At 66.9% G+C, this 19,671-nt stretch carries 21 protein-coding genes and 4 pseudogenes; 12 read left to right on the forward strand and 13 right to left on the reverse strand.

Going from position 1 to position 19,671, the window contains the following annotated elements; all coding sequences use genetic code 11:
- On the forward strand, positions 1 to 163 hold a 163-nt coding region (locus AC1D1G_RS26305; RefSeq protein WP_477954305.1), incomplete at its 5' end, for an aconitase family protein.
- Positions 164 to 194: 31 nt separating this feature from the next.
- The gene (gene leuD, locus AC1D1G_RS26310; protein ID WP_477954287.1) at positions 195 to 791 is read left to right on the forward strand and encodes a 3-isopropylmalate dehydratase small subunit; all 597 of its coding nucleotides are present in this window, start codon (positions 195 to 197) and stop codon (positions 789 to 791) included.
- A 43-nt stretch (positions 792 to 834) separates the two neighbouring features.
- Here leuD and AC1D1G_RS26315 read toward each other — a convergent pair whose 3' ends face one another.
- Complete coding sequence (locus tag AC1D1G_RS26315; RefSeq protein ID WP_283331832.1) at positions 835 to 1,320, reverse strand: Lrp/AsnC family transcriptional regulator; 486 nt, start codon at positions 1,318 to 1,320, stop codon at positions 835 to 837.
- A 140-nt stretch (positions 1,321 to 1,460) separates the two neighbouring features.
- Between AC1D1G_RS26315 and AC1D1G_RS26320 the strand changes: the two genes are divergently transcribed.
- Entirely contained in the window at positions 1,461 to 2,228 is a 768-nt protein-coding gene (locus AC1D1G_RS26320) for an RraA family protein (protein ID WP_477954288.1), read from the forward strand.
- Positions 2,229 to 2,242: 14 nt separating this feature from the next.
- Here AC1D1G_RS26320 and AC1D1G_RS26325 read toward each other — a convergent pair.
- The 4 genes and pseudogenes from AC1D1G_RS26325 to AC1D1G_RS26340 all read right to left on the reverse strand — a co-directional run.
- Positions 2,243 to 2,674, reverse strand: a pseudogene (locus tag AC1D1G_RS26325) (DUF6537 domain-containing protein); the annotation flags it as partial.
- 180 nt (positions 2,675 to 2,854) lie between these two features.
- Entirely contained in the window at positions 2,855 to 3,118 is a 264-nt protein-coding gene (locus AC1D1G_RS26330) for a hypothetical protein (protein ID WP_477954290.1), read from the reverse strand.
- Between the two features lie 244 nt (positions 3,119 to 3,362).
- On the reverse strand, positions 3,363 to 4,145 hold the full coding sequence (locus AC1D1G_RS26335; protein ID WP_477954306.1) for a DUF3109 family protein: 783 nt from the start codon (positions 4,143 to 4,145) through the stop codon (positions 3,363 to 3,365).
- Between the two features lie 461 nt (positions 4,146 to 4,606).
- The gene (locus AC1D1G_RS26340) at positions 4,607 to 5,857 is read right to left on the reverse strand and encodes a PucR family transcriptional regulator (protein WP_283351828.1); all 1,251 of its coding nucleotides are present in this window, start codon (positions 5,855 to 5,857) and stop codon (positions 4,607 to 4,609) included.
- Positions 5,858 to 5,969: 112 nt separating this feature from the next.
- Between AC1D1G_RS26340 and AC1D1G_RS26345 the strand changes: the two are divergent.
- Positions 5,970 to 6,278 (forward strand): annotated as a pseudogene (locus AC1D1G_RS26345) (IS481 family transposase); the annotation flags it as partial.
- Between the two features lie 128 nt (positions 6,279 to 6,406).
- Here the strand turns inward: AC1D1G_RS26345 and AC1D1G_RS26350 are convergent.
- Complete coding sequence (locus tag AC1D1G_RS26350) at positions 6,407 to 6,646, reverse strand: hypothetical protein (protein ID WP_477954292.1); 240 nt, start codon at positions 6,644 to 6,646, stop codon at positions 6,407 to 6,409.
- A gap of 197 nt (positions 6,647 to 6,843) precedes the next feature.
- On the opposite strand from AC1D1G_RS26350, the gene AC1D1G_RS26355 reads away from it, so the two are divergent.
- The 5 genes and pseudogenes from AC1D1G_RS26355 to AC1D1G_RS26375 form a co-directional block, all read left to right on the forward strand.
- Positions 6,844 to 8,853, forward strand: a complete 2,010-nt coding sequence (locus AC1D1G_RS26355; protein WP_477954307.1) for a fatty acid desaturase — start codon at positions 6,844 to 6,846, stop codon at positions 8,851 to 8,853.
- 417 nt (positions 8,854 to 9,270) lie between these two features.
- Complete coding sequence (locus AC1D1G_RS26360) at positions 9,271 to 10,458, forward strand: hypothetical protein (protein ID WP_477954294.1); 1,188 nt, start codon at positions 9,271 to 9,273, stop codon at positions 10,456 to 10,458.
- A gap of 7 nt (positions 10,459 to 10,465) precedes the next feature.
- The gene (locus AC1D1G_RS26365; protein ID WP_477954308.1) at positions 10,466 to 10,759 is read left to right on the forward strand and encodes a 2Fe-2S iron-sulfur cluster-binding protein; all 294 of its coding nucleotides are present in this window, start codon (positions 10,466 to 10,468) and stop codon (positions 10,757 to 10,759) included.
- Between the two features lie 7 nt (positions 10,760 to 10,766).
- Positions 10,767 to 11,612, forward strand: a complete 846-nt coding sequence (locus AC1D1G_RS26370; protein ID WP_477954295.1) for an SDR family NAD(P)-dependent oxidoreductase — start codon at positions 10,767 to 10,769, stop codon at positions 11,610 to 11,612.
- A pseudogene (locus tag AC1D1G_RS26375) lies at positions 11,501 to 11,749 on the forward strand (FAD-dependent oxidoreductase); the annotation flags it as partial. The gene AC1D1G_RS26370 and the pseudogene AC1D1G_RS26375, both read left to right, overlap by 112 nt.
- A 205-nt stretch (positions 11,750 to 11,954) precedes the next feature.
- Here the strand turns inward: AC1D1G_RS26375 and AC1D1G_RS26380 are convergent.
- Positions 11,955 to 12,695, reverse strand: a complete 741-nt coding sequence (locus tag AC1D1G_RS26380) for a lipoate--protein ligase family protein (RefSeq protein WP_477954297.1) — start codon at positions 12,693 to 12,695, stop codon at positions 11,955 to 11,957.
- A gap of 240 nt (positions 12,696 to 12,935) precedes the next feature.
- On the opposite strand from AC1D1G_RS26380, the gene AC1D1G_RS26385 reads away from it, so the two are divergent.
- Positions 12,936 to 13,373, forward strand: coding sequence for a cupin domain-containing protein (locus tag AC1D1G_RS26385; RefSeq protein ID WP_283335128.1), 438 nt, complete (start codon positions 12,936 to 12,938; stop codon positions 13,371 to 13,373).
- Positions 13,374 to 13,393: 20 nt separating this feature from the next.
- On the opposite strand, the gene AC1D1G_RS26390 is transcribed toward AC1D1G_RS26385, so the two are convergent.
- Genes AC1D1G_RS26390 through AC1D1G_RS26405 form a run of 4 tightly spaced genes read right to left on the reverse strand, consistent with a single transcriptional unit; the run spans position 13,394 to position 16,894 of the window.
- Complete coding sequence (locus tag AC1D1G_RS26390; protein WP_477954298.1) at positions 13,394 to 14,137, reverse strand: cobalt-precorrin-6A reductase; 744 nt, start codon at positions 14,135 to 14,137, stop codon at positions 13,394 to 13,396.
- Positions 14,138 to 14,139: 2 nt separating this feature from the next.
- Entirely contained in the window at positions 14,140 to 14,889 is a 750-nt protein-coding gene (cobM, locus tag AC1D1G_RS26395) for a precorrin-4 C(11)-methyltransferase (RefSeq protein WP_477954300.1), read from the reverse strand.
- Complete coding sequence (gene cbiE, locus AC1D1G_RS26400) at positions 14,886 to 16,121, reverse strand: precorrin-6y C5,15-methyltransferase (decarboxylating) subunit CbiE (protein ID WP_477954301.1); 1,236 nt, start codon at positions 16,119 to 16,121, stop codon at positions 14,886 to 14,888. The genes cobM and cbiE overlap by 4 nt, the downstream gene beginning before the upstream one ends.
- Positions 16,118 to 16,894: an SDR family NAD(P)-dependent oxidoreductase gene (locus AC1D1G_RS26405; RefSeq protein ID WP_283335132.1), complete on the reverse strand. Its 777-nt coding sequence runs from the start codon at positions 16,892 to 16,894 to the stop codon at positions 16,118 to 16,120. The genes cbiE and AC1D1G_RS26405 overlap by 4 nt, the downstream gene beginning before the upstream one ends.
- Before the next feature lie 30 nt (positions 16,895 to 16,924).
- On the opposite strand from AC1D1G_RS26405, the gene AC1D1G_RS26410 reads away from it, so the two are divergent.
- Positions 16,925 to 17,338 (forward strand): TIGR03618 family F420-dependent PPOX class oxidoreductase, encoded by a 414-nt coding sequence (locus tag AC1D1G_RS26410; RefSeq protein ID WP_005242958.1) that lies wholly within the window; start codon positions 16,925 to 16,927, stop codon positions 17,336 to 17,338.
- On the opposite strand, the gene AC1D1G_RS26415 is transcribed toward AC1D1G_RS26410, so the two are convergent.
- Together AC1D1G_RS26415 and AC1D1G_RS26420 are read right to left on the reverse strand one after the other, a co-directional pair.
- Positions 17,298 to 18,056 carry a polyprenol monophosphomannose synthase gene (locus tag AC1D1G_RS26415; RefSeq protein WP_477954303.1) on the reverse strand — a complete coding sequence of 253 codons (759 nt, stop codon included), beginning with the start codon at positions 18,054 to 18,056 and terminating at the stop codon, positions 17,298 to 17,300. The two genes, AC1D1G_RS26410 and AC1D1G_RS26415, sit on opposite strands and share 41 nt — an antisense overlap.
- Before the next feature lie 118 nt (positions 18,057 to 18,174).
- The gene (locus tag AC1D1G_RS26420) at positions 18,175 to 19,314 is read right to left on the reverse strand and encodes a M24 family metallopeptidase (RefSeq protein ID WP_283335133.1); all 1,140 of its coding nucleotides are present in this window, start codon (positions 19,312 to 19,314) and stop codon (positions 18,175 to 18,177) included.
- 36 nt (positions 19,315 to 19,350) lie between these two features.
- On the opposite strand from AC1D1G_RS26420, the pseudogene AC1D1G_RS26425 reads away from it, so the two are divergent.
- Positions 19,351 to 19,671: pseudogene (locus AC1D1G_RS26425) on the forward strand (flap endonuclease); the annotation flags it as partial.

The raw sequence follows: 19,671 nt of genomic DNA on the forward strand, positions 1-19,671 counted from the left end.
GAACGAGGACCGCCGCACACCCGGTCCACGGGCCGCATCGACGAACAACCGCAACTTCGAGGGCCGCCAGGGCAAGGGCGCGCGCACCCACATCGTCTCGCCAGCGGTTGCCGCCGCGACCGCGGTGGCCGGCCACCTGGCCGCACCCGCCGACCTGAACTGACTCCCCCACTGTTTTCGAATCGAGGAACATCGTGCAACCGTTCACCGTGCACACCGGCGTCGCCGCACCCCTGCGGCGCACCGACGTCGACACCGACCAGATCATCCCCGTCCGCTTCCTCACCCACAGCTCCCGGACCGGGTTCTCCGACAAGCTCTTCCACGACTGGCGCGAAGAGCCCGACTTCGTCCTCAACGACCCCGCGTACGCCGGATCGACCATCCTGATCGCCGGCCGGGACTTCGGCACCGGATCGTCGCGGGAATACGCGGTATGGGCGTTGCAGAACTACGGATTCCGGGCTGTGATCGCGCCCCGGTTCGGGGACATCTTCCGCGGCAACGCCCTCACCAACGGCCTACTCACCGTGGTGTTGCCGACCGAGATCATCGAGCAACTCTGGTTGCTGCTCGAGGCCGACCAGGGCCACCAGGTCACCATCGACCTCGTCGAACGGCGGGTGCGGGCGGGTGAGATCACCGCGGCGTTTGAACTCGACGACAACACCCGGTGGCGGTTGCTCGAGGGACTCGATCACATCGACCTGACCCTCACTCACGCCGCCACGATCAGCGACTTCGAGCTTCAGCGGCGCCCCGCACTGCCGGCGACCACCCTGCTTCGCTGACCACAGCGATTCGTTGACCACAGTGTTGGACGGGCCGAGACCCTCAGGGCGTCTCGGTCCGCTTCTTTTCCAGCAACGGCACGATCCGCGGGGCGATACGGCGGCTGAGTACCAGTTCCGACTGGGTACGCAGGACCCCCTCGGTGGCGATCATCTCCTGCAGCACCCGCTCGAAGTCTTCGTGATCCTTGGCCACCACCCGGCACAGCAGATCGCCCTTTCCGGCAACGGAATTGACCTCGAGCACCTCAGGGATGGTGGCCAGATGCTGACAGGTGGCGTCCATCATCGACTGCGCGATGTCCAGGTGCACGAACGCCAGGATGGAGTACCCGAGCGCGGTCGGTTGCATCTGCGGGCGGTAACTGGTGATCACCCCCTCGCGGGAGAACTTGTCGAGCCGCGACTGCACAGTGCCGCGCGCGACGTTGAGGCGGCGGGCGTACTCACGCACCCCGGCCTTGGGTTCCTCGACGATCAGCTTCAACAGATCGAGATCCAACTTGTCCAAGGGAGTGGTCAACTGCACCGCCCCATTGTGCCCGCTACAACGCTCAGACAGAACCGGACCGGACCGATTGCTCAAACTTTGATTCCAGTCAACTACCACTAGCCCACCGGGGGCAGATTCCTACACCGCCCCCCCTATTTTGAARAATGGAGAACTCGATGTCCCAGCAAGCCTCTCCGGTCTCGCCGGCCCTCCACCGCCAGGCGCCTGTCACGGCCGTCCAGCGCGATCGTGCCGCGCTGTTGACGTCCCTGTCGCAGGTTTCCGATGTCTCCTGCGCGGTCGCCGACGCACTCGACCAGCTGGGTGTCGGTGCCGCGATCGGTGCCGGTACCCTCGCACCCCTGCGCCGAGGGCAGCGGATCTGCGGGCCAGCGGTGACGTTGCGGTACCGGCAACTGACCGGCGACGTCGCCTACAACAGGGCGGACGGACTCGGTACCCGCCTCGGCGACCGAGACCTCTACAGCAGCGCCCGCCCCGGTGACGTGGCAGTGTTCGACTGCCCCGCCCCCGCCGACACCGCGGTCGTGGGTGCGCTGTCGGCACAATGGGCGCTGCTGGCCGGACTCGCCGGGTGCATTGTCGGTGGCGCGGTGCGTGATTCGGTATCCATCGTCGACAGCGGCCTGCCGGTCTGGTCGATGGCCCGGGCCCCGCAGGCCGCCCGGTTCCGCTACGCCACCGAATCGATCGGCGAACCGGTCCGGCTGGCCGGACGCCTGATCCACCCGGGCGACATCATCGTCGCCGATGACGACGGGGTCGCCGTCATCCCGGCCGACCGCTTGTTCGACGTGGTGGAGATCTGCGTGGAAGCCGACCGGATCGAGCACGAACTGCTCGCTCAGTTGCGGTCGAGTGACTCGATCGCCGACCTGATAGGCAAGCTGCGGCAACGACCGGTCAGCGTGTTCGACCGCTGACCCGCGGCCGACTCTCAGCACCGCGGAAGGTAGTTGTCGACATTACGGAGTTTGACGTCCTCGTAGCCGCGCACCAGATCCGCGGCCTCCGCGGCGGCGACCGCCGCCTCGTACGTGCTCGCATCCAGCGCACGCGCCAATCCCAGCACCATCTGCTCGTACTGGGCGACGAGGCGTCGTTCGAGCCCCCGCACCCGGGCGTATCCGAACGGATCCCACCGCGTGCCCCGCAGCCGCTTACCCTTCGCCAGCACACGGAGTGCAGCGCGGCTGCGGGGGCCGAGACCGATCTTCTTCTTCCGGCCCAACGCCTTGAGGACCGGGGGATGCAGCTTGTAAGTGAGGTTGCCGCCGCCAGGCACCTCGGCTCGCACGGCCTCGAGGAAGGCGGGGCCGGTGAGCATGCGGGCGACCTCGTATTCGTCCTTGTAGGCCATCAGCTGATACTCATCGTTGGCGGGGCGCGCTTGGCTGTCCCCCAAGACAACCCACGCCGCCACTGGCAGCCACAGATGCTCTCGGCCCGCGACTTCCGGCCGACGGTGTCAGTCACGAAACAGCTGCAGCTGTGGTCACCCCTCGGGGGGCGCGGCCCCTGAGTGGTTTTTCCACCGCCCAGGGTCGGTCTACCCGGCGGATCCTGGCGTGCTCGGGTCGGCAGTGAGGTCGTCGGTGTCGGCGAAGACCAGCCGCCCGTCGTCGAGAGCGACAGCCCACCGATGCACCGGAGCCCAGGCGTGCCCACGCTCCTCGGTGTCGGTCAGCTCGGCGTAGTCCTCGACGATCCGACCGGTCTGCGCCGATTCGGACGGCCGGCGCACCAGCACCCGCGCGCCCGCGCCGAGCGGACCAGGTTCGGGTCTCGGACTGTGATCCTTCTCCTCGGGCATCGGTCTTCGCCTTCCGGTCGGCTACACGCCCGGATCATAAGCACCTCGCCGACGAAACCTCATGCTCGACGCCGCCAGGCCTAGCGATCGACGACGAACCGACCCGGACTCCGGTGCTCGCGTCTCCGCCAACGGTGGCTCACACCGCTCGACGAGCACCAGCTCGTTACCTCAGTACCGCCTCGAGCGCCGTAGACACCCATAACGCTGTCACCGGGGTCGACGTTCAGGGACCGCCACTCCGCTACCGAGACTTCTTCCCGGCGACCGCGGTCGCCGGGTGCACAGCGACCAGGCCGAGGCCTTGGCGTCGCTTGCAGAGCCGAGCCAGCTCCCGATACGCGGCCTCACCGAGCAACTCGGTCAGCTCCGGCGCATACGACTGCCACACCGCCTTCGCGCCGACGTGCGCGTCCGGCGAGCCGGAGCAGTACCAGTCCAGGTCCGCGCCGCCCTCACCCCACCCGCGCCGGTCGTACTCGGTGATCGTCGTCTTCAGGACCTGCTCGCCGTCGGGTCGCTCCACCCATTCCTGGGTGCGCCGGATCGGCAGCTGCCAGCACACGTCGGGTTTGACCTCGAGCGGCTCGATGCCACGCTCGAGYGCCATCGAGTGCAGCGCGCACCCGATGCCACCCTCGAAGCCGGGACGGTTGAGGAAGATGCATGCACCCTTGTATCGGCGGGTCCGCAGCGCCGGCTCRTCGTCGAGCTCGTCCTCCTCGATGTACCCCTTCTTCCCGAGACCCTGCTTCATGAACTGCCAGYCCTCGGGTCTGAGCAGCTTCACCGACTCGTGCAACCTCTCGACATCCTCCTCGTCCGAGAAGAACGCGCCATGCGAGCAGCAACCGTCGTCGGGTCGACCCGCGATGATGCCCTGGCAGGCCGGGGTGCCGAACACGCAGGTCCAGTGCGAGAGCAGCCACGTCATGTCCGCGGCGATGAGATGCTCGGCGTCGTCGGGATCGAGGAACTCCACCCACTCCCGAGCGAAGTCGAGCCCAACCTCGGGGCTCGGCGTCATCTTGTCCGACGGCCCCGGAATACCTGCTGCCACAAACCCCCACGGTAGCCGACCCCCATAACAACCAAGGACTGATCCGATCCCCGTCCGAGAGCAAATAACGCACCACAGCGGTGATATGCCGACGACCAACCCCAGTCCCGGCGCCGCACATCGGAAGCGACGGTGAGCCGCATGGCCCAAGACGCCCGGCACCCGGTCAGCCCGCGACGACCGTTCCAAGAGCCCGCGGGGCGCGACTACCCCATGTGGAAGCGCAACTCCCCCAGTGTGTCCTCGCCCGACCCAGGGTAGGCCGATGGTCATCGGAGCCAGGGTGTGGCACAGGCAGTCGCGGGTCGGACTCCTCGGCCGTGCTTTCTGGATGAGATGCCAACCTACTAACGGGCGGTGTCGGCCAACAAGGCCCTTCCAGCCCTCTCCGGTGTGCTGTCAGCTCATCCAGCGCGCGTTGGCTCCGGTCAGTGACGAGATGAATCGGGCAACACTGAGGCCCCCAGCACGTCGCAGACGAGTAGGGCGGCGTGCAGTTCGGCGATGTTGATCGTTGCCGGCCGGCCCCTGCGCTCTTCGGCACGACGCACCCTGTGCAGGACCGTGTTCCGGTGGATTCCCAAGGTGCTCGCTGCGGTCGCCAGGCTCCCTTGCGCGTCGAGCACAGCCAAGAGCGCGGCGCGCTCGCCGCGCTCTTTCGCGTCGTCCCGTGCGAGAGCGCCGAGCTGAGCGGCGACGAAGGCCCGCGCCGCATCCAGGTCGCGCGAGATGGCGTCCACCAACGCAACATCGCTGAACTGGGTGATCGATGGCGCCGCGCGCCCGGACAGTTCGATGATTCGGCGTGCGCGTAGGGCCTCGAGATGGGAGGTGCGGAAGCCAGCCGCCCCCGGATGGGGTGAGCCCACCGCGATGTGAACGTTGTCGCGTTCGCCGGGAAACTCATTCGCCATGCCCGTGAGCGAAGTCCTCACGTCCCCCGTGATCGAGGCCCATCCCCACACCGCGAGTGGGCCGTCCGCCACAACGAGTGAGTGACCCGCCCCGAGAAACCGACCAACCCGCCGAGCGAATCCCTCGAGGTCGACGCCGCGGTCGTCGACCCAGCACACGAAACCGATCTGCCGACCGGTGAGCCGGTGGCTGAGCACACGTTCAGCGCGAGCGATGTCGACGCGTTCCCCAGCGAGCAGTGCCCGCACGACGTCGTCGCGCTCGGCTCGTGCCTGGGTCTGGCGTCGGTCGAGCTCAGCGACGTACTCGGCAGCCACCAGACTGGAGATGCGGTCGATGTATCGAAATCCGAAACGCTCGAGATCGACAAACGTCCTCAACGCGACCGCGGGGTCCTCGATCCAGTCAGTCAGCGATTCGGAAAGCTTCTCGGTGAAGTACTCGTGGCCCAACCGATAGAACCGCAGCATCACATCGACGCTGTGCCCTCGTGATGCCATTGCCCGCGCGTGTTCGAGCGCCGTTACCGGCGCCTCCGCAGCCGCTGCATCGATCCCATGACGAACCATCGAAAGTACCGCCTCGAGATTCGACGAGCACGATCCCAAAGTCAGACCGCGAAGCTCAGCATCCCCACCGACCTCCGGTATCCGTTCGACTAAGTACCGCAGCATGTCGTCAGCCAGGCTGGACACATTCGCCAGCAAATACGCAGCGATACCCCTTCCAGCCTCCGCAGCGTGAGCCGGCTCCAGCGCCTCCATATCTGCACACTAGTTGTTGCGAGTCATGACGTTGTAGACGTCGGGCGGGGCATGGGCTGAGCGAAGGGGACAGGACTCCGACGGCAGGACGAGAAGTACCACCCACGCGCTTATGGTGCACGTGGATGTGACGAAGGTCGGGCGGATACCGGAAGGCGGTGGCTGGCATGCCCACGGCAAGCGCTCTGACCAGGCGAAGCCGTCGAACGCGCCGAGGCTGCCGGAGCCCGCGCCGGCTACGGGTACCTGCACTCCGCCGTCGACGGGTTCTTCCGCTCGCATACACCGAGGCCCTGACCGATGAGAAAGCCTTGACTGCAATCGGATTCATGCATCGAGCCCGGGTGTTCTTCGCTGCACACTTCCGTCGGCCAACATCAATCGGATCGTCACCGACAACGGCTCCTGCTACCGCGCTCGATGCCGCGCAGCGAGACGGCAAGGAACCGCTGACGGCCGCTGAGCGTGACGAGCTGACCCGGCTGCGTCGGCAGCTCGCCGAGTAGGAGATGATCTCCGCGTTCAGACCGCGTTCGAGAGCGACTTTCATCAGCGATCGCCCGAATCACCGGGCAACACTTCGCCGACATCGATCTTGGCGAGCACCTCGTCCAGGGCACCCGAGGCGGCAAGCGCATCGGCGACCTCGTCCTGACGACGACCCCGCTCCTGTCGTGACTGCGCTCCTTGGCGCGACGCACCCGTAGCAGGACCGGTCAGCTGTAGCGGTTTGGTCGGCGCTGCAGCACCGATATGGAGGCGTTGGAGCCGGCCGGCAACGATCAACATCGCCGAACTACACGCAGCGCTGATCGTCTGCAATGTGCTGGGGGCCTCAGTGTTGCGCGGGTCAGAGCGTTACTAGACGGACACCGAACACGCAGAATGTGCTGACAGCACACTGGAGAGGGCTGGGAAGGCCTTGTCGACCGACACCGGCCGTTAGTAGGTTGGCATCTCATCCCGAAGCGCGAAGGAGGAGTCCGATGCCGACTACGACTCGAGCACCCCAACCCCCAGTAGCGGCCTCGCAGCACGCCTTGCCTGATCCGGGCGAGCAGGTTCCTGCGCTGTCCTGGCCGATTGTCGGTATCGGCACATTTGCGCTTACGCTCTTCGGCCTCTCGACCTGGGCCGCGCTCACCGACACGTTGCCTGCGATCGCCACCATCGCCGCGAGCTCCGCAGCAATCTTCGTCCTGTTCACCGTGCTGCACGACGCCTCGCATTACTCGATCAGCTCACATCGCTGGGTCAACGTCGCCTTCGGTCGGTTGGCAATGTTCTTCGTCTCGCCTCTGATCTCATTCAGGTCTTTCGCGTTCATCCATATCGAGCACCACCGCAACACCAATGACGGTGAGTCCGATCCCGATCACTTCGTCAGCGCCTCACCCTGGTGGCAGCTGCCCATCCGGTTTCCGGCTATGGACCTGCCCTACATCAGTTTCTTGGTGCGCAACCTGCGTCGCCGCCCGCGCGCCGAGGTCCTGGAAACGGCGGCCTTGATGACCCTGTCGGTGACGGTCATCGCGTCGGCCGCCTTCGCCGGACATCTGTGGACGCTCGCGCTGATCTACCTGATTCCCGAACGGGTGGCGATGTTCGTGCTCGCGTGGTGGTTCGACTGGCTACCCCACCACGACCTCGAAGACACACAACGCGAGAACCGCTATCGCGCGACCCGCAACCGGGTCGGCTCGGAGTGGATCCTGACTCCCCTGCTCTTGTCGCAGAACTATCACCTGGTCCACCACTTACACCCCTCCATCCCCTTCTACCGCTACGTCGCGGCGTGGCGACGCAATGAGGCCGCCTACCTCGAGCGCGACCCGGCAATAAGCACCGTCTTTGGCCAACATCTCGACGCCACCCAGTACCAGGAGTGGAAACGCCTCAACGGCGCCCTCGCCGCACTGCTCCCCGTCCGAATGCCGCGTTCCTCCGCGGCACGCCATGCCAGCACCCACCCGATCCCTGTCAAAAGCGTCGAGCGCCTGACCCCAGACAGCGTCAAAGTCACTTTCGACGTTCCCGATCACCTCAGCGACCAGTTCGCCTTCCAGGCCGGCCAACACCTGACCGTTCAACACCGCGTCGGCGGGAAGGAGGTGCGACGAAACTACTCGATCTGCACCTCGGCGACATCGGGAGAACTCGCGATCGGAGTACGCCACATCACCGGCGGAATGTTCTCACCGTTCGCGGTCGAAACGCTGCGAGCCGGTGACCTCCTGGAGCTGATGACGCCTACGGGTAGCTTCGGCGCACCCCTCGATCCACTCGCTCGGCACCACCATGTCGCGGTAGCCGCCGGGAGCGGCATCACACCCATCCTGTCGATCGTGCGCACCACGATGGAGATCGAGACCGAGAGCCGATTCACCCTCTTATACGGCAACAGAACCGCAGAGTCGACCATGTTCGCCGCCGAACTTGATGAGCTCGAATCCCGATATGCCGACCGGCTGAGCGTCTTCCACATCCGCTCCGCCGAGGCACACCACCCCGCATCGCTTCGCAGCCGTATCGACCTGGCGATGGTTCAACGCCTGCTCGCCACCGACCTCACGTCGATCGACCGGTGGTACCTGTGCGGCCCGAGCGAACTCACCACCACAATCCGCGATGACCTCGCAACCGAAAAAGTGCCGACCGAGCGGATCCACCTCGAACTGTTCCGCGGCACGAAGCGACCCACCCACGTCGAGGCCTTTCCCGCCTCCGAAGTGACCATCACACTGTCCGGCGCGAATCACATCGTGCAACTCGCCCCCGGTGAGACGGTCCTCGAATCCGCGCTGAAAAACGACATCGACGCCCCCTATGCCTGCCTTGGCGGCGCGTGCGGCACTTGCAAAGCCCGAGTCACCACAGGGGCAGTCTCGATGGAGCAAAATTTTGCACTTCAGACCGCCGAAACCGAGGCCGGCTTCATACTGACCTGTCAGTCCCATCCCACCACCCCAACGGTCGCAGTCGACTACGACAGCTGAGCCCACACATGCGCGAACACCGCCAAAGGTCGCACGCGTCGCCGGCGCCTCGATCGGCATCGGCGATCGCCAGGTCGCCAGTGGGCGGTGTTGAAAGATTCTGGCGGCTGCCTCGGTAAGCGCTTGGTCGGCTGCGCCAGATCCGAACGCACCGATTTCGATCTGGCCAACCCGATTCGGCTCGTCCCGATCCCCACCAAGCAACACCAAAGGAACAACTCGCATGCCTAAGGTTCGCAGGCAGGACGTCAAATCATTTATCCCCATGCCGCACTTGATCGTCCGCCCACTCATAGTGCGACTCGCGCGACTCGACAGTGATGCGGAATGGGTAGCACAACGCGGGGTCCGCGCGAGAGCGCGGGAGTGACCGCCGGTGGATCCGGTTCGGACAGTGACTTAGATGAGGGTGGAACGATGGATAATGCGACAAATCGAAAGAGGACCGAACAGGACTTCAATCGGCCGTTCGTGACGGGTGAGCATTTCCGACATGGCCTGCCGATCCGTCGACGGGCACAAGAGGCTTTGGCCGACCTGAAACCGGCACAGATGCCTCTGCTGCTGGACGCTCTAGACGAAGCTGCCACACCTGTCGTCGAACACCGCGAGCCATTTGCCTGGGTGGTGCCTGACCTCGAAGAGTTCCGCGCTTCGCGAACGATCGGCACCACTCTTGCGTGGTGGTGCAAATTTCACGGTCAATCAGCTGAATCACTGCTGGTCAATGCCGAGCGCTACTTCTGCTTCGGACCTGAAGGGTCCGCCATCGGTGTCATTGAAGAGCACTCGGTGCTTGGAATGTRCAGCGCGTATCGGTGCACGAGCGGGGCTACTGCCGACCGGCACGCGTACTACGCCTCCGAGGAAATGACAGCGCTCATCCGCGCCGGTAGCAAGACTTCTGCCGAAGTGAGCGTGACACCCGATGACCTGCCGTCACCTTCCGGAGTGGCGTATCTCGCCCGACCCGAAGGCGGACTCGTCCTTCTCTGGAATATCCTGTATGACACGCATCTCTCGGTCCAGCTCGTATCGGCAGCCGGAGTAGAAGAATTCCTCGGCGACGAAGGTGAGCTCCGCGCAGGTTCGGCATACCGATTCGGCAACCACGACTACCTGCCGATCCCGACCGCGGAAGCCGAACTCAGCCCGCCCGAAAGCGACACTCCACCGAGCCTGCACTCGATCGACGACTTCACCCGCGCCGGGGATTCGGATGTCCCGCAGCAAGCCCTCACAAACTACCGCGGATGGACATCCGCGCAGATTCTCGAGGTCTTCGTCTCCTTCACTCACATGCTCCGGCAGCGAACGACCCAGACCGAGTCCACAACAGTGACTGCCACGAAGTCTGCGACCACCCGGCGGTGCAGGAAGCCCTCACAGGTCACGTACTCGTCCTCCCGGTCCCGGTCCTCAGTGCGGGCCACCCAAGACGAGACACCAACACGTACTTACTCGCATCGTTGGACAGTGCGAGGTCACTGGAAGAAGCAATGGAATCCCAGCGAACAACGCCACCACCCAATCTGGATCTCGACCCATACCGCCGGTCCAGAAGGAGCACCAATCAAGACCTCCGACACAGTCACCCTGCTCTAAAGCCCACCTGGCCCCTCCCCGGAGTGGAAATGACCCTTCCGGAACAGCCCGAGCGAGGTATGGGGCTGGCCCGACCGGTCTCACCGGAAAACGAAGCAGCAGCAATGGGCTTGACAACTCAGGCGCCCCGCACTCCCGCACCGGCGACGCCTGCTCGACCTGCAAGGCGATCCTCCCACGCGGGCCAGTTCACATGGAGCAGAACTATGCACTCGGCGAGGATGACGTTGCACGCGGGTCAGTTCTTACCTGCCAATCTCGCCCAACCAGTTCCGCGATCTCCATCAGCTACGACAGCTGATCATCCATTGACCCTCAATCAGAAACGAACCATCACAATGAAATTGACCGGGAAACTAGCTGTAGTGACGGGAGCGTCATCAGGTATCGGTGCTGCTACCGCCGCGGCCCTCGCCGCTGCCGGCGCAGAAGTGATCCTCGTCGCCCGAACACCCGGGCCACTGACAAAAACGGCCGAGTTGATCCGATCTCGAGGCGGCCAAGCGCACGATTTTCCCGCTGACCTTACGTCGTACTCGGAGGTCAGAGACTTGGCCGACCAGGTGCTCGGGGATATCGGTGTTCCGGACATCATCGTCAACAATGCTGGTGCCGGCCGGTTCCTGTTCCTCGACGAAACCGATCCGGAGGACGCAGTCCAGATGATGGCTGCGCCATACTTTGCCGCATTCTTTGTCAGCCGTGCATTCGTGACACCGATGATAGCCCGGGGCTCCGGTAACATCCTGCAGATAAATACTCCAGCTGCCACGGTTCCCTGGCCCGGGGCAGTCGGTTATGCGTCAGCTCGTTATGCCGTCCGCGGGTTCACCGAGTCTCTTCGACAAGATCTGCGCGGCACTGGCATTCGTGTTTCTTCGGTAACGCCTGCGAAGGTCGACACCCCCTACTTCGACCGCAACCCCGGTGCTGAAGATCGGATTCCGAGGATTGAGAAGCTCCTCGGCACTATGACTCCCGAGCAAGTCGCCGACGTCGTCGTCTCGGCACTACGCCKCGATGCGGACGATGTCCATGCACCATGGAGGTGGGCTGCCCTGCACCCTATCGCGCGTGCGATCCCACGCCCATTTCATTGGTTAGCTTGGCATACCGGAACCAAGCACCCCCGGACCGTCGCGGGTGCCGGTTGAGCACGTTCGACTTCGATGTCGTGATCATCGGTTCAGGTTTCGGCGGCAGCGTAGCCGCTCTCCCTCTCGTGGAGAGGGGTTACCGTGTAGCGGTACTCGAAGCCGGCCGACAATTCGCGGACCACGAAGGTCCCCAGTTGATCGTGAGCGCGGTGAACACGTTCGCGATGCTGGGTCTCGGCTTTGCGACAACGCTGGAACCCGGCAGAACGGCGGCCCAACAGTTTGTACCGATGCCTGCGTTCTCCAGAACAGAACGCTCGCGCGCGCCCCGCCGAACGTGTGAATTTCACTGTCCGGCACCGTATTAGGACAACGGGTCAACGCCCGGCGCGGTGACCCTCACGCCACATGTGCGTCGCGCAGGGTCGCGGCCTCCTCGAGTACGTCGTGGTCTGCGGTCAGTTCGCGGACCACGCCGACCTCGGCGAGGACCGCGGCCCGGACCTGGTCGAGGGTGACGGCCGGATTCATGTCGGTCAGGGACGCCGCCGTGCCGGGGTCGAACTCCAGCTCGAGCGCGGCGTTGACATCGGTGAGCACCGCCCGCACCGGGTCGGAATCGGACACCACCAGTTCGAAGCCGAACAGCCACGCCCCGGCGACTATTCGCTGCGCGGTTCCTGCGAGCTTGACGCGGCCCGCGCCGTTCACCGTCCAATCACCAGGGCAATACTCACCGGGCACCGGTCCGATGCGAGCGTCGACACCCAGCTTCCTCAACACGTCGACGAGCCGCGGGGTGATGCGCTGGAAGCGGGGCCGGGCCCCGACCATGCCCTCCGTGTCGCGGCAGAACATCTCCACGACGAGGGTCTGCTCGTGGTAGGCCGCCGCCCGACCGCCTGCCCCTCGGACGACGGGGGTGAATCCATGTCGCCGCGCCGCCGCGGCGGCGGCCGGAAACTGCGGTCGAACAGCGTCCAGCCGCCCGAACGACAGCGTCCGCGCGGGACTGTAGATGCGGATCAGCGCAGGGGCATTCGGCTCCCGCGCGGTGCGACGCAGAAGCGCCGTGGCAAACGCCGCGTCCAACACGGGATCGTCCGGAAAGTGAGTGGTCAGCAACTGCTCGATCGTCATGCTCGTCCCGTCGGTCCGCTCCGCAACCCCACGGCCACGACATCATCGCCGCGACCGGCACGCCTTTACAGTGTCGCCGAGGGCGACGACGAGAGCACCCTGAGGTAGGTGACCGGGATCGGGTTCGCGGATATCCCCGCGGCCGCTCCCTCCGGAGCCCTACCCTGGACACGCCGCAAGGCACTCCCCCTGGATGCCTGCGCGCAGTGTGCAGGGCCAGCGCGCCGAGAGGTCGTCACGATGCTCCTCAGATCGAGTGTGGTCGCCTTGTCCTGTGCCGTAGCCGCGGTGCTGTCCGCTTCCCCCGCCCAGGCCACGCCGTCCTCGGGGGTGACCGCGCAGGTTCTGTTCGAGACGACGGTTCCGGCGGTCGCCGGAAGCTCGGCGGGCACCGATCTCACGCTGCGGCGCATCGAGATCGCCCCCGGCGGCACGACGGGATGGCATTACCACGACGGTCCGGTGTACGCGTTCGTCGAATCCGGCGTGCTGTCCCGCACTCTGCAGGACTGCACGAAAGCGGTGACGACAGCCGGTCAGGCGATCACCGAGGACCACGGAAGCGATCACGTCCACGAGGGCTCGAATCTGGGAACCGAACCGCTGGTGCTGCTCGCGTTCTACACGGAACCGGAGGGCAAGCCCCTGTCCGAGGACGCGCCGGCGCCGGCCTGCTGACGGTCACCGCGCCCGCCTCCTCATCGGGTGACCGAGTCGATCCACTCGACCGCTCCTGCGACGTCGTCCACCGTTGTCGTTCCCGACGGCAACGGTGGACGGCTGATCATCAGTACCGGAACGCTCAGTGCGCGGGCGGCGTCGAGTTTCGCGTCGGTCTGACCGCCGCCGCTGTTCTTGGTGACCAGGACGTCGATGCGGTGCTCGCGCATCAGCGCGATCTCGTCGGTCACCGCGAACGGCCCGCGGGCGAGGAGCAGCGTCGACTCCGGCGGCGTCGCCACATCGGGCGGATCGATCGCGCGGATGAGAAACCACAGTGCGTGCAGGCCGGCGAACGCGTCGACACCCTGCCTGCCGATGGTGAGGAAGACTCTCGTTCCCAGGTCGGGCAGCAGTGTGGCCGCGTCGGCGAGGTCGGCGGCGCGGTGCCAGCGTTCGCCGGGATTCGGAGACCATTCGGGGCGCCGGAGGACGACGTGCGGTATCCCGCGACGGTGCGCGGCCTCGGCGGCGTTGCTCGTGATCTTCGCCGCGAACGGGTGCGTGGCGTCCACGATCGCGTCGACGGGATTCGCGCGCAGCCACTCGTCGAGTCCGTCCGCTCCCCCGAATCCGCCGATCCGCACGTCACCGACGGGCAGGCGCGGATCACGGACCCGGCCGGCGAGGGAGGACACGGTGTCGACACCCGGAACGTCCGCGAGTGCGGCGGCAAGCGCTCGGGCCTCCCCGGTGCCGCCGAGGATCAGGATCCGCGCCACGCTCAGTGGGTGGTGCGCTCGCGCGTGGCGGAATACAGGTAACTGTCCGGAAACCCCTCGGCCGCAAGCACTTTCCCGACGATCACCACGGCGGTCTTCGTGACGCCCGCCGCCTTCACCTGATCGGCGATCGTGGCCAGGGTGCCGCGGAGCACGATCTCGTCGGGACGCGAGGCGAACGCGACAACGGCGGCGGGACAGTCGCGGCCGTAGTTCTCGGTGAGCTCTTCGACGATCTGATCGATCCGGTGCGCACCCAGGTGCACCACCATTGTGGCACCGCCGCGGCCGAGGGAACGCAGGTCCTCGCCCTCCGGCATCGCGGTGGACAACGTGGACACGCGGGTCAGCACGATCGACTGCGAGACACCGGGAACGGTCAGCTCCCGCCCCAGCGACGCCGCCGCCGCGGTGAACGCGGGCACTCCGGGCACCACGGTGTACGCGACGCCGGCGGCTTCGAGCCGGCGCACCTGCTCGGCGACGGCACTGAAGATCGACGGGTCACCCGAATGCAGGCGCGCGACGTCCTGACCGGCCGTGTCCGCCTCGATCAGCAGGGCGACGATCTCGTCGAGACTCAGCCGCGCCGTGTCGATCACCCGCGCACCCTCGGGGCATTCCGCAAGGAGTTCCTGCGGGACGAGGCTGCCCGCATACAGGCAGACGGGGCTCGCCGCGATGATCCGCTGCGCGCGGACCGTGACCAGGTCGGCCGCGCCGGGACCTGCCCCGATGAAGTACACCGTCATGCCGCATCACCTTTCGACTGCTTCGTCACCGACCACTGCGCCACCGGCAGTTGCGGCCGCCACGCGGTGAACCCGCCGAGTGGCTCACCGCGATACACCTGGAACTTGCGGAGCTGCCCGCCGCATTTCGAGAACCACTGCAGCAGAAGCGCTTCCGATTCCGCCGTCACCGCGTTGACCACCATCCGGCCGCCGGCCCGGAGCCGCGACCAGCACTCCTCGAGCAGGCCGTCCTGCGTGACGCCACCGCCGACGAAGATCGCGTCCGGTGCGGACAGCGCGGGTGGTACGTCCTCGAACGCCGCGGGTGCGTCGCCGAACACGGCGAGGGACGGCACCCCGAGCCCGGCCGCGTTCGACTCGATCTGGTCGACGCGTGCCGCGCTGCGCTCGAAAGTCACGGCCCGGCAGCGGGGGTGGGTACGCATCCATTCGATCGCGACCGTGCCGGACCCGCCTCCCACATCCCACAGCAACTCCCCCGCCGCCGGGGCGAGGGCGCACAGCGTCAGGGCACGGATCTCGTGTTTGGTCATCTGCCCGTCGCCCGTGAACGCGACGTCGGGCAGTCCGGGCATCCGGGTCAGCCGGCGGGTGCCGGAGTCGGTCCGGCAGTCGATCGCGATCACGTTCAGCCGGGCCCCCGGCTCGTGCGGCCAGGCCGACGCCGTGCCGTCGAGCCTCGACTCGTCGGGTCCGCCCAGTTCGCCGAGCACCATGAGCCGCGACGGTCCGAACCCGTGTTTCGTCAGGAGCTCGGCCACGGCAGCGGGGGTGTGCTCGTCGCGGCTCAGCACGAGCAGTCGCGTGTGATCGCCGAGTGCAGGCAGGAGCGCGCCCACGGGCCGGTTCACGAGACTGACCACGGGCGTCTCGTGCGCCGCCCAGCCCAGCCGGGCGCACGCCAAGGTGGCCGACGAGGGGTGCGAGATCACCCGAACCCGCTCCGCGCCGAGCAGGTCGACGAGGGTGACGCCGATACCGTGGAACATCGGGTCTCCGCTGGCCAGGACGCACACCCGCCGGCCGTGGTGCTGCTCGAACAGGCCCGGCAGCGCGGGAACGAGCGGCGACGGCCAGGCCACCCGCAGTGCCGGCGAATCGGGAAGCAGGGCGAGTTGACGCCCCGAGCCCATCACCACGTCGGCGTCGTCGATCGCGCGGCGCGCGGACGGCGACAGACCGTCCCACCCGTCGGCCCCGATCCCGACGACGACGATCGGGTCGGTCATCGCGGCATCCGGCGCCAGATCGCCTGCGGCAGCAACCTCATGACGAAGAACACCGGGCGCAACCGTCCCGGCACCCACACTCGGCTCGCACCGCGGTGCAGACCGCGCACGACAGCGTCCGCGACCTGTGCCGGTGTGCTCGACATCGGCGCCGGCGACATCCCCTCGGTCATCCGGCCGATCACGAAACCGGACCGGACGAGCAGGAGGGAGACACCGCTGCCGTGGAGGGCGTCACCGAGACCGGAGGCGAATCCGTCCAGGCCCGCCTTCGCCGACCCGTACACGTAGTTGGCCCGGCGCACACGCACACCCGCGACGGACGAGAACACCACGATCCGCCCCGACCGCTGTTCCCGGAGCAGGCTGGCGAGATGCGTGAGCACAGCGACCTGCGCGACGTAGTCGGTGTGGACCACGGCGACGGCGTGCCGTGCGTCCCGCTCGGCGCGCGCCTGATCGCCGAGAATGCCGAACGCCAGCACCGCCACCGACAGCGGGCCGTGCGCGTCCACCACGGACCGCAGCAGCTTCTCGTGGCTGTCCAGGTCGTCGGCATCGAATTCCACGCAGTCGACCACGGACGCGCCCGCGGCGAGCAGCGCCTGCCGTTCGGCTGCGAGTTCGGTGCTGCGGCGGGCGGCGAGGACGATCGTGCGGCCGGGCGCGAGCCGGGACGCGATCTCGAGGCCGATCTCGCTGCGACCACCGAGGAGGAGTACCACCCCGTCGTCGCCGGGCTTGCCGCTGTTCTTCTTCGATCCCAGGCTCACCAGTCCAGTGTCCTGGATTACCGTCGGAGCATGGACCGCACCCCCTCCACCCCGATCCGCCTGACCGACGCGGCACTCACCTTCCTCGGCGAATACCACCTCGGGACGCTCACCACGCTCCGCAAGAACGGCACCCCGCACGTCGTCGCCGTCGGCTTCACCTGGGATCAGGAGCACGGGCTGGCGCGGGTCATCACCAACGGCTCCTCGCAGAAGGCCCTCAACGCCGAACGCGGAGGATACGGCGCGGTGAGCCAGGTGGACGGACCGCGCTGGATGACCCTCGAGGGTCCCGCCCGGGTCCTGACCGACCCCGAGTCCGTCGCCGACGCCGTCGCCCGCTACGCCGCCAGGTACCGCCAGCCCCGGGTGAACCCGACCCGCGTGGTCGTGGAGATCGCCGTCAGCCGCGTACTCGGCTCGGCTGCGCTGCGTCACCACTGAATCGCAGCTTCCACGGGACCAGCGCGGACTCGATCTGCACGGCGAGGCTCATCTTGGACACGCCGTCGGTGCGCTCCTCGAACCGGATCGGGACCTCCGCGATGGTCATGCCGCGCTGCACCGTGCGGTAGTTCATCTCCACCTGGAACKCGTACCCGTTGCTCTGCACACCGTCGACGTCGATGGCCCGCAGCGTGTCCGCGTGCCACGCCTTGAACCCGGCGGTGGCGTCCTTGACGCGCAGCCGCAGGATCGCGTTGACGTAGAAATTCGCCCACGCCGACAGCGCCTTGCGATGCCAGGGCCAGTCGCTGGCGACCGCGCCGCCCGCCACGTAGCGGGAGCCGAGCACGACGGCCGCGTCCGTCGTCGCCAGCGTCTCCACCATCCGCGGAATGGCCTCGGTGGGGTGCGACAGGTCGGCGTCCATCTGGATCACGATGTCCGCGCCCTCGTCCAGAGCCCTGCTCATCCCGGCGACGTAGGCCCGCCCGAGGCCGTCCTTCACGGTCCGGTGCAGGACTCCGACCGGGATCGGACCGCTCTGCGCCAGGGTGTCGGCGACCTCACCGGTGCCGTCCGGCGAGTTGTCGTCGACGACCAGCACATGCAGGTTCGGAATTTCCGACGCCGCGAGAAGCTCGACGATCTTGGGCAGGTTGTCGCGTTCGTTGTAGGTCGGTACGACGACGGTTACCTTCGGGGCGACGCTTTCCATGACACCTTCGCGTGATCTGTGATCCCGACTCTCCGCAGACGTGCAGCGGCGAGTGCGGTCGTGAACAAATGGAAGATGTTACTACCCGCGCCGCACCGCCCCCGCACGCTCCCGGCGCTCAGCCGGGGAGAACCGTCAGCCCGTGCGGCCGGGTGTTGACCGGCTCACAGCCGTCGGCGGTCACGATGACGATGTCCTCGATCCGTGCACCCCACTCCCCGCGGAAGTAGATGCCGGGCTCCACGCTGAACGCCATCCCCTCGGCCAGTTCGATCGCGTTACCCGACACGATGTACGGCTCCTCGTGCACCGACAACCCGATTCCGTGCCCGGTCCGGTGCACGAACACCTCCGCCAGCCCCTGCGCGGCCAGCAGGTCGCGGGCGGCCGCGTCGACCGCTTCCGCGGTGACGCCGGGGCGCACCAGGTCGACGGCCGCCGCCTGCGCCTCCTCGAGCACCGCGAACTTGGCGGCCACACCCGGATCGGGCTCACCCATGCTGTACGTGCGGGTGGAGTCGGAGTTGTAGCCGGGTTCGACGGGTCCGCCGATGTCGATGACGACGACGTCACCCGATTCGACGACCCGCTCGGACACCTCGTGGTGCGGGTCGGCGCCGTGTGGCCCCGAGCCGACGATGACGAACGCCGCCTCGGTGTGTCCCTCCGCCAGGATCGCGGCGGTGATGTCGGCCGCCACCTCGGCCTCGGTGCGGCCGACCTTCAGGAACTCCCCCATGCGGGCGTGGACCCGGTCGATTGCCTGACCGGCCCGGCGCAACGCGTCGATCTCCGCGTCGTCCTTGACCATCCGCAGCTCCCGCAGCACCCCGGTGGCCAGGACCGGCAGCGCGCCGAGCGCCTCCGACAGCGGAATCAGGTGCAGCGCAGGCATCGCATCGGTGACGGCGGTCCGGGCAGGCGACGGCAGCAGTCCCGACACCAACGAGTACGGGTCGACCCCGTCGACCCAGTCGCGGATCGTCAACCCGAGTTCGGACGCCGCCGACTCGGTGAGCGACGCCAGTTCGAGCCGCGGCACGACGACGGACGCGGTGTCGCCGTTCGCGGGAATCACCAGGCAGGTGAGCCGTTCGAACGACTCCGCGCGCGAACCCAGCAGATACCGCAGGTCGGGTCCGGGGGTGATGAGGAGGCCGTCGAGTCCGGCGTCGCGGGCCAGTGCGCCTGCGCGAGCGATCCGGTCGGCATAGATGGTGGTCGGGAAGCGAGAAGTCGATGCGCCGAGGGAACTCATGGCTTCAGGCTAAACCGGTTTGGCAGGATGAGGGTCATGACAGGGCCTCTGCTTCTCCTCGACGGTGCCAGCCTGTGGTTTCGCGCGTACTACGCGCTACCCGACTCCATCACCTCCCCCGACGGTCGATCCGTCAACGCGGTGCGCGGGTTCACCGACATGGTGGCCGCACTGATCACCAAGCACCAGCCGTCCCGGCTCGCGGTGTGCCTCGACCTCGACTGGCGGCCCGCGTTCCGCGTCGAGGCCGTGCCCACCTACAAGGCGCACCGGGTCGCCGAGGACACCGGCGGGGCGGAGGAAGAGGTTCCCGACACCCTGTCGCCGCAGGTCCCGATGATCCTGGATGTCCTGGCC

The organism is Rhodococcus sp. P3_B8, from assembly GCF_056402775.1.

What these genes read in the sequence shown, in the direction of transcription:
- AC1D1G_RS26355 (WP_477954307.1), top strand. Translation starts at nt 6,844, where the DNA reads ATGCCGACTACGACTCGAGCACCCCAACCCCCAGTAGCGGCCTCGCAG.
- AC1D1G_RS26420 (WP_283335133.1), bottom strand. Translation starts at nt 19,314, where the DNA reads ATGAGTTCCCTCGGCGCATCGACTTCTCGCTTCCCGACCACCATCTAT.
- AC1D1G_RS26330 (WP_477954290.1), bottom strand. Translation starts at nt 3,118, where the DNA reads ATGCCCGAGGAGAAGGATCACAGTCCGAGACCCGAACCTGGTCCGCTC.
- AC1D1G_RS26340 (WP_283351828.1), bottom strand. Translation starts at nt 5,857, where the DNA reads ATGGAGGCGCTGGAGCCGGCTCACGCTGCGGAGGCTGGAAGGGGTATC.
- cobM (WP_477954300.1), bottom strand. Translation starts at nt 14,889, where the DNA reads ATGACGGTGTACTTCATCGGGGCAGGTCCCGGCGCGGCCGACCTGGTC.
- AC1D1G_RS26380 (WP_477954297.1), bottom strand. Translation starts at nt 12,695, where the DNA reads ATGACGATCGAGCAGTTGCTGACCACTCACTTTCCGGACGATCCCGTG.
- AC1D1G_RS26385 (WP_283335128.1), top strand. Translation starts at nt 12,936, where the DNA reads ATGCTCCTCAGATCGAGTGTGGTCGCCTTGTCCTGTGCCGTAGCCGCG.
- AC1D1G_RS26350 (WP_477954292.1), bottom strand. Translation starts at nt 6,646, where the DNA reads ATGTTGATCGTTGCCGGCCGGCTCCAACGCCTCCATATCGGTGCTGCA.
- cbiE (WP_477954301.1), bottom strand. Translation starts at nt 16,121, where the DNA reads ATGACCGACCCGATCGTCGTCGTCGGGATCGGGGCCGACGGGTGGGAC.
- AC1D1G_RS26410 (WP_005242958.1), top strand. Translation starts at nt 16,925, where the DNA reads ATGGACCGCACCCCCTCCACCCCGATCCGCCTGACCGACGCGGCACTC.
- AC1D1G_RS26320 (WP_477954288.1), top strand. Translation starts at nt 1,461, where the DNA reads ATGTCCCAGCAAGCCTCTCCGGTCTCGCCGGCCCTCCACCGCCAGGCG.